Annotated in this window: 14 protein-coding genes; 5 read left to right on the forward strand and 9 right to left on the reverse strand. The window is 41.8% G+C overall.

What is annotated here, in order from left to right; genetic code table 11:
• The first annotated feature begins 175 nt into the window (after window positions 1-175).
• Both K6V30_RS10905 and K6V30_RS10910 read left to right on the forward strand, forming a co-directional pair.
• On the forward strand, window positions 176-1,444 hold the full coding sequence (locus K6V30_RS10905) for a putative DNA modification/repair radical SAM protein (RefSeq protein WP_055271265.1): 1,269 nt from the start codon (window positions 176-178) through the stop codon (window positions 1,442-1,444).
• 43 nt (window positions 1,445-1,487) lie between these two features.
• Window positions 1,488-2,270 (forward strand): TIGR03915 family putative DNA repair protein, encoded by a 783-nt coding sequence (locus tag K6V30_RS10910; RefSeq protein WP_022302056.1) that lies wholly within the window; start codon window positions 1,488-1,490, stop codon window positions 2,268-2,270.
• 9 nt (window positions 2,271-2,279) lie between these two features.
• Here K6V30_RS10910 and K6V30_RS10915 read toward each other — a convergent pair whose 3' ends face one another.
• The gene (locus K6V30_RS10915; RefSeq protein ID WP_010537055.1) at window positions 2,280-2,948 is read right to left on the reverse strand and encodes an MgtC/SapB family protein; all 669 of its coding nucleotides are present in this window, start codon (window positions 2,946-2,948) and stop codon (window positions 2,280-2,282) included.
• Window positions 2,949-3,185: 237 nt separating this feature from the next.
• Here K6V30_RS10915 and K6V30_RS10920 point away from each other — a divergent pair, with 237 nt between their 5' ends.
• Complete coding sequence (locus tag K6V30_RS10920) at window positions 3,186-3,551, forward strand: ribosomal maturation YjgA family protein (RefSeq protein WP_010537056.1); 366 nt, start codon at window positions 3,186-3,188, stop codon at window positions 3,549-3,551.
• 6 nt (window positions 3,552-3,557) lie between these two features.
• Here the strand turns inward: K6V30_RS10920 and K6V30_RS10925 are convergent, their stop codons facing one another.
• The 8 genes from K6V30_RS10925 to K6V30_RS10960 all read right to left on the reverse strand — a co-directional run bounded on the left by K6V30_RS10925 (window position 3,558) and on the right by K6V30_RS10960 (window position 11,302).
• Window positions 3,558-4,409: an ion transporter gene (locus K6V30_RS10925; protein WP_055271248.1), complete on the reverse strand. Its 852-nt coding sequence runs from the start codon at window positions 4,407-4,409 to the stop codon at window positions 3,558-3,560.
• Window positions 4,410-4,450: 41 nt separating this feature from the next.
• On the reverse strand, window positions 4,451-5,431 hold the full coding sequence (locus tag K6V30_RS10930; protein ID WP_055271263.1) for a lytic transglycosylase domain-containing protein: 981 nt from the start codon (window positions 5,429-5,431) through the stop codon (window positions 4,451-4,453).
• 32 nt (window positions 5,432-5,463) lie between these two features.
• On the reverse strand, window positions 5,464-6,303 hold the full coding sequence (locus tag K6V30_RS10935) for a DNA-formamidopyrimidine glycosylase family protein (RefSeq protein WP_055271246.1): 840 nt from the start codon (window positions 6,301-6,303) through the stop codon (window positions 5,464-5,466).
• 458 nt (window positions 6,304-6,761) lie between these two features.
• Complete coding sequence (locus tag K6V30_RS10940) at window positions 6,762-7,370, reverse strand: hypothetical protein (RefSeq protein ID WP_055271244.1); 609 nt, start codon at window positions 7,368-7,370, stop codon at window positions 6,762-6,764.
• Window positions 7,371-7,486: 116 nt separating this feature from the next.
• Window positions 7,487-8,377 (reverse strand): hypothetical protein, encoded by an 891-nt coding sequence (locus K6V30_RS10945; RefSeq protein WP_138338295.1) that lies wholly within the window; start codon window positions 8,375-8,377, stop codon window positions 7,487-7,489.
• A 129-nt stretch (window positions 8,378-8,506) separates the two neighbouring features.
• Window positions 8,507-9,079: a DUF5025 domain-containing protein gene (locus K6V30_RS10950; protein WP_070613076.1), complete on the reverse strand. Its 573-nt coding sequence runs from the start codon at window positions 9,077-9,079 to the stop codon at window positions 8,507-8,509.
• 14 nt (window positions 9,080-9,093) lie between these two features.
• Complete coding sequence (locus K6V30_RS10955; protein ID WP_055271240.1) at window positions 9,094-9,480, reverse strand: DUF3244 domain-containing protein; 387 nt, start codon at window positions 9,478-9,480, stop codon at window positions 9,094-9,096.
• A 130-nt stretch (window positions 9,481-9,610) separates the two neighbouring features.
• Complete coding sequence (locus K6V30_RS10960) at window positions 9,611-11,302, reverse strand: hypothetical protein (RefSeq protein ID WP_055271239.1); 1,692 nt, start codon at window positions 11,300-11,302, stop codon at window positions 9,611-9,613.
• A 138-nt stretch (window positions 11,303-11,440) separates the two neighbouring features.
• On the opposite strand from K6V30_RS10960, the gene K6V30_RS10965 reads away from it, so the two are divergent.
• On the forward strand, window positions 11,441-12,760 hold the full coding sequence (locus K6V30_RS10965; RefSeq protein WP_055271237.1) for a TIGR01777 family oxidoreductase: 1,320 nt from the start codon (window positions 11,441-11,443) through the stop codon (window positions 12,758-12,760).
• Window positions 12,761-12,765: 5 nt separating this feature from the next.
• Entirely contained in the window at window positions 12,766-13,038 is a 273-nt protein-coding gene (locus K6V30_RS10970; protein WP_010537065.1) for a GNAT family N-acetyltransferase, read from the forward strand.
• The last annotated feature ends 23 nt before the right edge of the window (window positions 13,039-13,061 follow it).

Genomic DNA, 13,061 nt, shown 5'->3' on the forward strand with positions numbered 1-13,061 from the left:
CCTTCTGTTCTTTGCAGAGGATGCCCCTCACATTTTCCCACGGGCATCCTCTTTTTTATATATAGAGAGACTGATTGTTTTGTTTATAAAGAACAAAATGCGTGTGATTTGGTTCATTATCACCCAAGCATTCCGATTAAAATCGTATATTTGCGACTCTAATCAGATTGGGTCCATGAACGAAAATGTCCTCGCTAAACTAAAGATTCTGGCAGAATCCGCCAAGTACGATGTATCCTGTGCATCCAGCGGTACAGTGCGCTCCAACAAACCGGGCATGCTGGGCAATACCGTAGGAGGATGGGGAATCTGCCACAGTTTTGCCGAAGACGGACGGTGCATCTCCCTGCTCAAAGTCATGCTGACCAATTATTGTATTTACGACTGTGCCTACTGCATCAACCGGCGCAGCAATGATCTTCCCCGCGCCACCCTGTCTGTGTCCGAACTGGTGGAACTGACAATTGAATTTTACCGGCGAAACTATATCGAAGGCTTGTTTCTCAGTTCCGGTGTGGTCCGTAGTCCCGACTATACAATGGAACGGCTGGTACGCGTGGCGAAAGATCTGCGTCAAGTGCACCGCTTCAACGGATATATCCATCTGAAAAGCATTCCCGGAGCGAGCCGGGAACTGGTGAATGAAGCCGGTCTGTATGCCGACCGTCTCAGCGTCAACGTAGAAATACCCAAAGAGGAAAACCTCAAACTGCTCGCTCCCGAAAAGGACCATAAGAGTGTGTTCGCCCCGATGAAGTATATTCAGCAAGGAGTGCTCGAAAGCAAAGAAGAACGGCAGAAGTTTCGCCACGCTCCGCGCTTTGCCCCTGCGGGACAGAGCACGCAGATGATTGTAGGAGCTACCTCCGAGTCGGATAAAGATATTCTTTTCCTTTCGTCGGCTCTCTATGGGCGACCGACGATGAAGCGTGTTTACTATTCCGGATATGTCTCCGTGAACACATACGATACGCGGCTGCCCGCACTGAAACAACCGCCTCTGGTACGCGAGAACCGTCTCTATCAGGCGGACTGGCTGCTGCGCTTCTATCAGTTTAAAGTGGACGAGATAGTGGATGACGCTTATCCCGATCTCGACCTGGAGATAGATCCGAAACTCTCATGGGCTTTGCGTCATCCGGAGCAGTTTCCGGTCGATATCAATAAGGCAGATTATGAACTGTTGCTCCGTGTGCCGGGTATCGGGGTGAAGTCGGCTAAGCTGATTGTGGCATCCCGCCGTTTTTCCCGTCTGGGCTTTTATGAATTGAAGAAGATAGGCGTAGTGATGAAAAAAGCGCAGTACTTCATTACGTGCAGGGAACTGCCTTTGCAGATGCAGACGGTGAACGAGCTTTCTCCGCAGCGGGTACGCAGCCTGCTGCTCCCGAAGCCGAAGAAGAGGGTGGACGACCGGCAGCTGGTACTGGATTTCGGAGAATAGAAATAAAGAAGATGTCTGGAATATATTGTAAAACCGGGAGATAATGAATGTTTATATCTACGATAAAACCTTTGACGGGTTGCTGACTGCTGTCTTCGACGCTTATTTTCGTAAGACCTTTCCCGATTTCCTGTTGTCGGAAGGGGATGCGTTGCCTTTGTTTTACGATGAGCTGCATACGGTGGTCACCGACGAAGAGAAAGCCGCCCGTGTGTGGCGTGGTTTGCAGAAGAAGGTTTCCGCTTCCGCGCTCGGCTGCCTCACCCAGAGCTGGTTGTCGGAATTGCCGGATATAGGGATGCTTATTTTTCGTTATATCCGTAAGGCGATCGACGCTCCTCGCTCTATCGAGACTAACTTCGGTGATCCGGATGTACTTCAGCTTGCTCAGATTTGGAAGAAGGTGGATGGCGAACGGGTGCATCTGATGCAGTTCGTACGTTTTCAGAAAGCGGCGGACGGTACTTTCTTTGCTGCCTTTGAACCGCAGTACAATGCCTTACCACTGACTATCCAGCACTTCAAGGACCGCTTTGCCGATCAGAAGTGGATTGTCTATGATATGAAGCGACGTTATGGCTTTTACTATGATTTGCAGGAAGTGACTACGATCTCTTTTGATGACGACAGCAAGGCCGCTCATTTGATTACGGGCATGCTGGACGAGAGTCTGATGGATGAGAACGAGAAGATCTTTCAGAAACTCTGGAAAACGTATTTCAAGGCTATCTGCATCAAGGAACGTATGAATCCGAGAAAGCATAAAAAGGATATGCCTGTTCGCTACTGGAAGTATTTGACGGAAAAGCAGGGAAATGAGAAATGATGAATTTCTTCATTCTATCCGCTGCACCGTTACATCCGGAAAGTTCTGCATCAACGAAAGCAGATGTCCTTCATCATTGTTCCGTTTCGATTTGATGACCATTGTGACCTGATAGGATTCCATTTCACCCGGATGTAGTGTTTGCATTTCGTAAGAGACAATCATATAATCTTTTGAATTGAATCTGTCTGCTATCTGCTTTAAAGTATCTTTGTTGTTGGTAGAGAATGCGATCATTGAGCTTTTCATGCCTACGCTTTTGAAGATATAGCTGAGTAGTTCCAGTCCGATCAGAGTCAGCACGGTAGTGGCTATGCCGATGGCGTACATTCCTGCGCCGACTGCCAGACCGATGCCGGCTGTGGCCCATATACCGGCGGCTGTAGTCAGTCCGCGGACGATTTGTTTCTGTAGAATAATGGTTCCCGCACCGATAAATCCGATGCCGCTTACTACTTGTGCCGCTACACGACTGGGGTCGAGTGTCACACTGTTTTCTTTGATGATCTCCTGAAATCCGTACTGCGAAACAATCATAATCAGGGCACTGCCCAATGATACGAGGAAGTGAGTGCGGTATCCGGCTTCCTTGGCACGGTATTCACGGTCCAGTCCGATGATGGCTCCCAGTATTCCTGCGACCAGTAATCTTAACATAAAATCAACGTTCAACATCATAGGTTCGGTCTCCTTTCTTTTCTTTGTTTGTTTCTTTCTTTAGTTCTTGTTTTTCTGTTCTTATTTCTTCTGTTCTTTTGTTTCTTCTGTCTTTTTCTTAAAAAACGGTTAGTCCTATAAATATACAATTCTTTTCTCTTTTTGTGCTATTAATTTAGTAATATTTGAACGTAGCGTCTGCATTTTATCGTATATTCGCAGTCAAAACCGTGCATCACGCCAAAGATTGAATAAGAAATGGAGAAAAGGATATTTTACATCATTAGTTTTCTGATGATATTTTGTATAGAGGTGCTCATAGCCTTGTATGTGCGTGATAGTTTCGTACGTCCTTATATGGGAGATGCTTTGGTGGTAGTACTGGTGTATAGCTTCGTGCGTATATTCATCCCGACAGGGATTCCCCGCCTGCCGTTTTATGTCTTCCTGTTCGCCTGCTTTGTCGAAATTCTGCAATATTTTCAATTGGTGGAAACGCTGGGAATCACCAACCGTGCATTAAGAATTATTCTGGGATCTACGTTCGATTGGAAAGATATCGTCTGCTATGGGGCAGGATGTATCTTTATTTTCCTGTTTGAACGGATATTCAGACGACGTTGATCTGAATCACAGGTCCGGATTTAAATCATGTCCGCAATACTTGCAGAACTTCGCATTGTCTTCGTGTCCGGAACGATGGCAGTTCGGACATTCTTTGTCTCTTCTCCGTTTGTAGTCCTTCATCATAGAGGCGGACACAATGCCGGTAGGTACTGCAATGATGGTATAGCCGATCAGCATGACACATGCTGAAAGAAACTTTCCCAGTCCGGTGGCGGGAGTGATATCTCCGTATCCTACGGTAGTCATCGTGACAATGGCCCAATAAATGCTGTTCGGGATGTTGTTGAACTGAGAGCCGGGAATATTCCCTTCTATCATATACATGAGCGTTCCGATGGAAGTAACCAGTATCACGACAAACAGGAAGAATACAGCAATCTTTTTACTGCTTTCCCGCAGTGCGGTGAGCAGCCGTTCGCCTTCGTTTAAGAAGTTGAACAGTTTAAAGACACGAAATACCCGTATCAGCCGGAATGCGCGGATGATAAGCAGATAGCGTGCTCCCGGAAACAGTAAACCGATATAAAGCGGCAGGGTAGCCAGCAGGTCCACGATACCGAAGAAACTGAAAATGTATTTCTTGGGACGGGGAGAACAATAGATCCGTGTCAGATACTCAAAAGTAAAGAAACCGGTAAATAGGTATTCCATTACGACAAATGGAGTAGTCAGATAGGAGGGGAGTCCTTTCAGACTTTCTATAATGACAAGCAACACACTGGCAAGGATACAACCGATAAGAATCACATCGAACAGCTTTCCCGAAGGAGTGTCCGACTCAAAAATGATAACGTATAACTTATGTTTCAGTTTTTCGTTATGCAGGAAATGATGGATTCTTTCTTTCAGTTTCATGCGAATAATCAGTTACTTGTTATTCATAGAATGCTTGCTTCTCAATCTATTACCCAATGCTTGTTGTATGCCACGGTTTTCTTTGGATCATAATACATTCCTTCTTGTGTCGGTATATTGAGAACGTATGTTTTTCCGGTCCTGTTCTTTAGACTTTGTTCGCGCAGCCAAGGGTTAGCATCCCGAAGTTGGGCATACGTGATTCCCTGCTGTTTGGCAAAATCGCTCAGGCTGGCGATGGGGGTGCTGACGGTGATCTCTTTGTAGGGGATAGGCGGATATAGGTGTTCCTTTTTCAACAGGAATCCATATCGTTGCGGATTGTTGAATATCTCCTTGACTGCCAGCAGGCGGAACATATACCGGGAAGTTTCTTCTACCAGCCATAAGTCCATCGCATGACTGGCAAGCTGTTGGTCGAGTTGGGACGAAATTCGTCCTTGTCCGGCATTGTAGGCAGCGGATACTGCCATCCAGTCTCCGTATTTGGCATAAGCCTGTTTGAAGTATTTGCAGGCTGCTGCTGTTGCTTTTTCGATGTGGTAACGTTCGTCTACATTTTCATTCACTTCCAGTCCGAATTCGCGTCCCGTAGCGGGCATGAACTGCCATAATCCGGCTGCACCGGCGGGAGAACGGGCTATGTTGTTGAGGTTACTTTCGATAACCATCAGGTATTTGAAGTCATCGGGGATACCGTTCGCTTTCAGAATCGGTTCCACTATCGGGAAGTAACGGTTGGCACGCTTGATGAGCAGCATAGTGGTGGAGTGCATATAGGTGAATGCCATCATCTCCCGGTCCATCCGCTCACGACGGTCGTAGCGGCGGAGGTCGATTGTCTCTCCGTCAAAGGTGACCTGTTCGGGGACGGTGGGTGAGGTGACGCAATAAGGCACTTCCGATTTGGCGGAATGCTGCTCGTCTACATGGCTGCTACCGATCAGGATGGGGAGGGTAGCTCCGATGCAGAATACTAATATAAAGGTTAGAATGTAGTTGATCTTGGTAAATTTCTTCATTTTCTGTTTTCTTTTAGTCATTGGTTGGGTTCTTATTCCAATATCTGGCAACCACGGCAATAATAAATGCTACCGCCAAGATAATTCTCCTTGACGATGGTTTCTCCGCAGCGGGGACAGGCTTTGCCTGCCGTATCTTTAGAGAGGCAAGCAACGTACTTGCCGTTCGCTCCGAATAGGTCCGATTCCGTGCTTCGTCCGCCCTGCCGGTAGATATCGTTCATGGTCTCCTTTACTTGATAGAACAAATATTCTTTCTCTTTGTCTGTTAATGTGGCTATTTTTTTCTTCGGATGGATGTGGGCATGATACAAGATGTCCTGTAATACACCGTTTCCTAATCCCGGAATAGTCTGCTCTGTTGCAAGAAAGGCTTTGGCAGATTTCTTCTGTGCACCTTCCTCATTAATCAGTCCGAGAAAATATTCTTTGCTGAAGGCATCTGTCATCACTTGCGGTTTGCTTTTCGCTATCCGGTAATATTCGGAAAGCATGCCCGTAGCGGCATTCTTGTCATAGCACATGAGTCCGCCGTACATCCGCACGGAAGCTATCAGGCAGCTTTCATCCTCGAATGCGATAAGTAACTGATGCTTGGCTGGCAGCTTGGTCCCCGGAGTCAGATAACGCAGATTTACTCCGTCTGTGAGTACGAGCACTTTATCTTCTATTGTTATCTCTACCATGCCTCCCTGAGACTGCGCACCGTTTATTCTCTTACCGACCAGCCATTCGGCAAACTCATCGGAATTGCCGTTAAACCAAGCGAATTTGTGAGGGCTGAATTGAATAAATACATCTGTTATTCTTTTTCCTACAACTGTCTCAGTGAGTTGTTCGCAGAGATAACGGGCTTCGGGTGCTTCTATCATATAGTCTCTATTTATGATTTTATAAATGTTCTCATGCAAATATAATATTTATTAGTCAGAACTAAACTAAACCGGTTGAACAAAATACCGCTTTATTGCTTTATCAATAATTGCATTTGTATCTATATCACTGTGTTTATCTACGGATAGTATCATATGGAGATTGAGTGGCATGTACTGGAGACAGGCAAAAAACAGTCCAAAATGTATCCGAGATCTTTCAGGAAGTTTTTTAATCCCGTCAAACGTTTTAAGAAATTCATCAAATGTTTTTTGAGAAACTCTTGATATTTTCTATGAGGTTTTGACAGGTATATGAGAGAAAATATGTCATAAAAAAGGTTGTGCCAAAACTCTGGCACAACCTTTTTTATATTTCAGCTACTCATCATTCGATATTAGTTGACACTAATTCGGTGACATAGGTTCAGGTTTCACATCATTATCATACAAAAGCACTATCGTTTCCATAAAGGAACATAGACTGAGAATTGCCATTGTGACAAACGGCTACTTTTGAAAGGAGATATTTTGTACTCTTTACTCAATCCACATTTATAGGAAAAAGCCAATTCCACATATTTCAAGTCATAACTCACTTTAGCAAAAACGGGTATGTCGAAGAAACGAGTATCCCAAATGTATGCGGTTGGCTGTACTCCCAATCCTACATTCAATCCTCTAAAGATGTTGAAATTGACACTACCGGCCAAAGAAAATGATAGTAAGTCGTTCGTACCCGATCTTTCTCCATACTGTGTATTCCCAAACGACTTAAAATTTACGGCATATTCACTTTTCGTATATCCTCCCAATAAGTCTATATCATAGAAAAAGCGTGATTGCTTTGGTTGTAATCTGAAACGGTATCCCAGTTCCATTGAAAATTTACCTTTCAGATAAGAATTATCCATATCAACAGGAGTAGCTACTCCTTCAATACTATAAGGAAGGTTGGAGGATATTTTCTCTTTACCGGCATTAATAATAATACCAGAATTCTTAATAACTTGAGCCCACATAGGAAAAGAGGCTAATAGAAATAATAATAAAAGGATTTTTCGCATAATCTTTTTGTTTAGAAATAGTTAGTTATTCATTTATGAAAAATACCGGATGAAATATCATCCGGTCTCTTATATAGACGGTCATCCTTCAGGAATGCTGTTTTTCATAGTGTTAATTATTGCTTAGGGCTAATATCTACATTCATGTAATAATCTTCATGAATACCTTGATAACTGATCTTTATATTATTTCCTCTACAAGGAAAAGGATTCACATTAGGTGCAGCAGAAGATAAGAATTCAAATTTCAAAGGAGCTTTTCCATACTTCTCGGAAGTTACAGGAAAAATCATGGCTTCTCCTGTTGCATATTGTAATCTTCCAATAACTGTAACTCTTGACTTATAATTTTTCCAGTGTCCACCAGCACCTTTTCTCCGAAAATAGACTTCTATTGTAGTATAGGGTCTTCCATTTAATCCCCCTGCAACTGTTGTAACCCAAAATTTACGATCTCCATCTGGTCCATATTGATTAGGGATGTCATTCAGATAGCCTCCATTCCGAGTCATAATCCGATTATCTATATCATCAGGTGCTAACTGTCCCAGTTTTAAAAGATCTTGTGGTGTTTTGATATCAATATAATTAACCACCTCACCTGCTATTCTGACATTCCCTTCAAGATTCAATAATTTTGCAACTGATTCATTACTTACTGGTAAGAAAAAAGAATAGTCATCTTTATATTCTGGAAAATATAAATGAGGAAACAACATTTTGAACTCATTATATTTTTCTTCAGAAGCATAATATTCTTCTTCTATTTCCCAAGCTTCCTCATATTCATTATACAGTGATTTAAAATCACTATGGGTTGAAATTGTTTTTAAAGTAGCCTCAGGCGACTCAACCGCATTGAAAAATTCCTCTTCCGTAGCAAAATTCAACATATCAACAGTGCCTTTTGCTTCTTTAGATGGCAATAAATCTGATTCTTGGTCGTTCGTACATGCAAATAATAACATTGCAATACTAAAAAGTAAAAAATAAAAATTCTTTTTCATACGTAAATTGTAATTATGTTCTCCACAAAAAGAGAACGTTTTTATTCCATTAATACTAAGTTTGATAAGTTCAGACAAAAGAAAATGCTATAATGCATGTTTTTTATGAAAGTTAGTAATAGATAAAAATTATCTGGTTCCGTAAGAACCATTGATTATAATAGAATCTTTTGGATTATCTAAACGATAAAGTACTCCATCAAGATTTCCTTCAACAATGGGATGCCACTGATCTGCATAGGTCAATTTAGTAATTTTTACTTGGAATGGTTGCTCTTTTTGGGGGATATAGTAAATATATCTGTCCTCATATTTGTCACTATGCGTATCTCGTGTTATTTGAATGCCATCATATATCCAATCTGTTTTTGTTGACTTTGTTATATAGCGTATTCCCTTGTTTAAATGATAGATGGTTATGCTAAGCAATTCATCACTACTGTATTTAACGCTTGTCATCATTCCTTTTATAGAATCAGTATTATTATCTGGAGGAGATGCGCTTGTTTTCACTGTATGAACTGGCCAATCACCATGTCCTACATTTTCTACTGCTATTTCTTTTCCGTTTATAGTACCTTTAAAGTATCCCCAATACCATGAATCATCTTTAGGAGTGGGAGTTTCATCATCATCGTTGCCACACGATGACAGAATAAACATTCCGAAGAATGCTCCGATTAAATAAATGTTTAGTCTCATCTTTTTTTATTTTTTTATTCGCTTTCTTCTTCTACAATATCTCCTGTTATATCCATTATGGGAGAGATAATCTTTACTGTATAAGGATAACCGTTTGGAGTTTCTATATACAATGTTTTACCTTTGTTTATGAAGGTAGGAGGTTCATGAACTATGGTTTTCCCGTTTTTATCTGTAATAGTGATTTCTGCATCCGGCAGAGGTGACAGAAAGATGATTTGTAGGCAGTTATCTACTTCTTGCACGTTTATATCAAAAGTAAGGGGAGAACGTGTGGATGCTTTGGATTCTCTGTCGCGGGCTCTCCAATGCGATCTATGCCTCTGTGCTTCCAGCGTTGCTGCATTCATTGGTATAATAAATAATACCGATAATAGGATAAATAACGATTTTGCTTTCATATTCAATTCTTTTATTGATTTATGGAGGCAAAGGTATGGAGTATTAGTCTAGATGAATAATATTTGCAGTCACATTCCTATTTTGTAATATGTTGATAACTAGTGAGATAGTGAAATTGGTAGTCACACCTTACATTTCTTCGTCTTTCATTTTCTCTTTTATCCTTAATTTGCGTTGGTTAATGGGATGCGTATTGTTATAACCGAAACAAAGCGCAATAGTTAGAGGTTGCAACTTTGCTTCATTTAGGCAGAGATATAAGATATCTTCTTCGGTCAACTTAGGATACTTTTTTTGCAAGTGTGATATATAATCGGCATAAATCTCGAAAATAGTCTTTTGGAGTTTCTTTAGTTCTGTGTTTGTTAATACCTTCATTGCTTTTCTGTCAGATACTTCTTGTTTCGAAAGGGCGATGATCCTCTTGTATATATCACTTTGGGTAAACAACCAATTTCTCAGTTCATCTTTTTCTTGTCTAAGTCTTTCTATTGTACATTCTCTTTCCTGTATTTCATCTATCTTATTTGCTTGGTCTTGTTTCAGATTGCGTTGTTCTTCTTGCAGTAAGCTGATTATTGATTGATTATCTTCAATGATAGTCTGCATTGAAGATAGTTTATATTGGGTTTGTTTTAAATTCTGCTGATATATAAGTTGTATCCTTTTTCTTTTGTTAAGATGGTATTGATAGAATAATATAATAAGTAAGCAACAAAAAATAAAGAGTGTAATTATGAGTTGGAGTCGATGCTGCTCTTTTATTTGCTCTTCTCTAATATGGATTTTGATATTATATTTATTAATGAGTTGTTGTATTTCGGTTGATTGTTCAGTGCTGGACAAAGAATCCTGTATTGCTATATGTTTTTCTAAATAGTCAGATGCAGCTTTATAATTTCCGCGTTCTTTTTCAACATCATATAAACTTAATAAGGCGGCTGCTTTTCCCGTTATATCCGTAGTGTTTTCTATGTTTTTATTGAGATAATAGATAGCTGAATCGAGGTTATCTCCTTTTTCAAACAACAAGGTTCCAAGATTGCCATAATAATTCCCCGGTATCTTTCCTGATGGAAACCATTGGAGGGCACTATATGCATGATATAAAGCTGAATCGAGTTCTTCAAATTCATCATAATAAACACTTAGATTGAGTTTAGCTATGGCAATCATAGAAGAATCTTTTGAAGCTATGGCATACTCTAATGCTTTGTGTTGTATTGTTATTGTAGAATCTTTATTATCAGTCATGCAATAGTATGAACTTATATCATTCAGTGCAATGTATTTGTCTTTATCTGTTATACAATATTTATATAGTTCCCGATACGCTTTGATAGCTTCTTCAAAGAAGCTTGTTCTGTAATATGTATTTCCCAATGAGCTGAGCGTATGTCGTTTGATCTCAATTTCTTTCGGATAGTCTTTCAATATGGTCAGCGCTTCTTGCAAATGGGTAATAGCCTCTTTGGGGCTATTTATTTCTATTTCCAACCGTCCTTTATAGAGTAAAGCTACAGCCCGCTCTTTCTCGTCGTCATCATAATAGCGTAAAGCTAGATTCAGTAATGAATCACAGGGTAGCAGTGATTTCTCGCATTTATCTGTTGCACGTGCTAAAAGTAGGGCATAGCGGGCAGATTCTTTGTGAGAAAGCTCTTGCAGTGTAGGCAATGTTTGAAGTAATTGCAATGCGCTGTCGGGATGTTCTTCTAGCAGGGATTCAACTTGTATGAATGATGCCTCGGTCTGTTCTCTTGAATAGCAGGAATAGAGTAAGAATATCGATAGAACTAGAAGTATGTGTATTTTAGTCACAAGTCTTTGTTTTTATAGTTTGTATGTCTGTGCAAAGATAAGGTTTATTTATTAGAATAATATTTATTCGTATAATAAAAGAACCTTTTCTGCTTTTAATACGTTTTTCTAGTATAGTTGAAAAAATGAAGAATCAAGATGAATATAGCAATGACCGGAGCCACCGGATATATAGGCAAACATCTCTCTAGCTATCTGACCGAAAAGGGTGGACACCGGATCATTCCTCTGGGAAGGGCGATGTTTCGGGAAGGTATGTCCGGACTTTTGGTTCAGACGCTGACGCATTGCGATGTCATTATCAATCTGGCAGGCGCTCCCATTAATCAGCGTTGGACACCGGAGCATAAGCAAGAACTTTTCAATAGCCGGATCACAGTGACACACCGTATTATCCGTGCCTTGAATGCTGTCAAAACCAAACCGAAACTGATGATTTCGGCATCCGCCGTAGGTTATTATCCTTCTTTGGTGGAATCGGACGAATATACTCAGACTCGTGGCGATGGTTTCCTGTCTGACCTTTGCTATGCGTGGGAGAAGGAAGCGAAACGTTGTCCGCAACCGACAAGACTTGTTATTACACGTTTCGGGGTCGTGCTTTCTTCCGATGGAGGAGCGATGCAGCAGATGCTCCGACCGCTGCGTGCAACGAAAGTTGCCGCCGCCATAGGGCCGGGTACGCAACCTTTTCCGTGGATAGACATTCACGACCTTTGTCGCGCTATGGTCTTCTTTATAGAGAATGAAGAACTGAGAGGTGTTTTCAATCTGGTTGCTCCTCAATCCGTTTCACAACTCTCATTTACACGCGCGATGGGAAAGGCGTATCATGCCTGGACTACTTTTATTGTTCCTCAGACTGTCTTTCGTTTACTGTATGGTGAAGCCGCCTCTTTTCTGACAGCCGGACAGAATGTACGTCCTACGCGCTTGCTGGAAGCCGGATTTCACTTTTCCGTGCCCACCATCAAGAAGCTTTTTGAAGAAACGGATCGTCATACGGTAGAGCATCTTGACTTGGAGCGATATATGGGGCTCTGGTACGAGATCGCCCGGTATGACCATCGTTTTGAACGTGGACTGACAGAAGTGACTGCCACTTATATCCTCCGTCCCGATGGGACGATCCGCGTAGAGAATCGGGGTTGCAAGCGTAACTCACCTTACGATATTTGCCGGACAGCCACCGGACATGCCAAGATTCCCGATCCCGCGCAGCCCGGTAAGCTGAAAGTTTCTTTTTTTCTGAATTTCTATTCTGACTATTATGTGTTGGAACTGGATCAGGAGAACTACAACTATGCCCTTATCGGCAGCAGTACCGATAAATATCTTTGGATATTGAGCCGTACCCCGCAGTTGACGGAAGAAATAAAAAAGAAATTGGTCACTGCCGCCGAACGTCGTGGTTATGATACGAGCCGGCTGCAATGGATTGAACAACTTAAAAAATAGACATCATGGATTACGAAATTACTCATCAGCCCGAACAGAAACTGTTCAAGACGGAAGTTGACGGTCGCACCGCTTTTGTAGAATATCGCCTGTTAGGTGATTATCTCGATATTATTCATACCATCGTCCCCAAACCGATAGAAGGACGGGGGATTGCTGCCGCACTGGTGAAAGCTGCTTATGACTTTGCACTCGCCAACGGGATGAAGCCGAAAGCTACCTGCTCTTATGCTGTGAGATGGCTTGAACGCCATCCGGAGATGAATGCGGATAATTAGATAAACAGGGGCTGACCTAAAAG

It is taken from the genome of Bacteroides faecis, from assembly GCF_020091505.1.
Lineage (GTDB): Bacteria > Bacteroidota > Bacteroidia > Bacteroidales > Bacteroidaceae > Bacteroides > Bacteroides faecis.

What these genes read in the sequence shown, in the direction of transcription:
- K6V30_RS10955 (WP_055271240.1), bottom strand. Translation starts at nt 9,480, where the DNA reads ATGAAAGCAAAATCGTTATTTATCCTATTATCGGTATTATTTATTATA.
- K6V30_RS10915 (WP_010537055.1), bottom strand. Translation starts at nt 2,948, where the DNA reads ATGATGTTGAACGTTGATTTTATGTTAAGATTACTGGTCGCAGGAATA.
- K6V30_RS10905 (WP_055271265.1), top strand. Translation starts at nt 176, where the DNA reads ATGAACGAAAATGTCCTCGCTAAACTAAAGATTCTGGCAGAATCCGCC.
- K6V30_RS10970 (WP_010537065.1), top strand. Translation starts at nt 12,766, where the DNA reads ATGGATTACGAAATTACTCATCAGCCCGAACAGAAACTGTTCAAGACG.
- K6V30_RS10935 (WP_055271246.1), bottom strand. Translation starts at nt 6,303, where the DNA reads ATGATAGAAGCACCCGAAGCCCGTTATCTCTGCGAACAACTCACTGAG.
- K6V30_RS10950 (WP_070613076.1), bottom strand. Translation starts at nt 9,079, where the DNA reads ATGAGACTAAACATTTATTTAATCGGAGCATTCTTCGGAATGTTTATT.
- K6V30_RS10940 (WP_055271244.1), bottom strand. Translation starts at nt 7,370, where the DNA reads ATGCGAAAAATCCTTTTATTATTATTTCTATTAGCCTCTTTTCCTATG.
- K6V30_RS10920 (WP_010537056.1), top strand. Translation starts at nt 3,186, where the DNA reads ATGGAGAAAAGGATATTTTACATCATTAGTTTTCTGATGATATTTTGT.
- K6V30_RS10965 (WP_055271237.1), top strand. Translation starts at nt 11,441, where the DNA reads ATGAATATAGCAATGACCGGAGCCACCGGATATATAGGCAAACATCTC.
- K6V30_RS10945 (WP_138338295.1), bottom strand. Translation starts at nt 8,377, where the DNA reads ATGAAAAAGAATTTTTATTTTTTACTTTTTAGTATTGCAATGTTATTA.
- K6V30_RS10910 (WP_022302056.1), top strand. Translation starts at nt 1,488, where the DNA reads ATGAATGTTTATATCTACGATAAAACCTTTGACGGGTTGCTGACTGCT.
- K6V30_RS10930 (WP_055271263.1), bottom strand. Translation starts at nt 5,431, where the DNA reads ATGAAGAAATTTACCAAGATCAACTACATTCTAACCTTTATATTAGTA.
- K6V30_RS10925 (WP_055271248.1), bottom strand. Translation starts at nt 4,409, where the DNA reads ATGAAACTGAAAGAAAGAATCCATCATTTCCTGCATAACGAAAAACTG.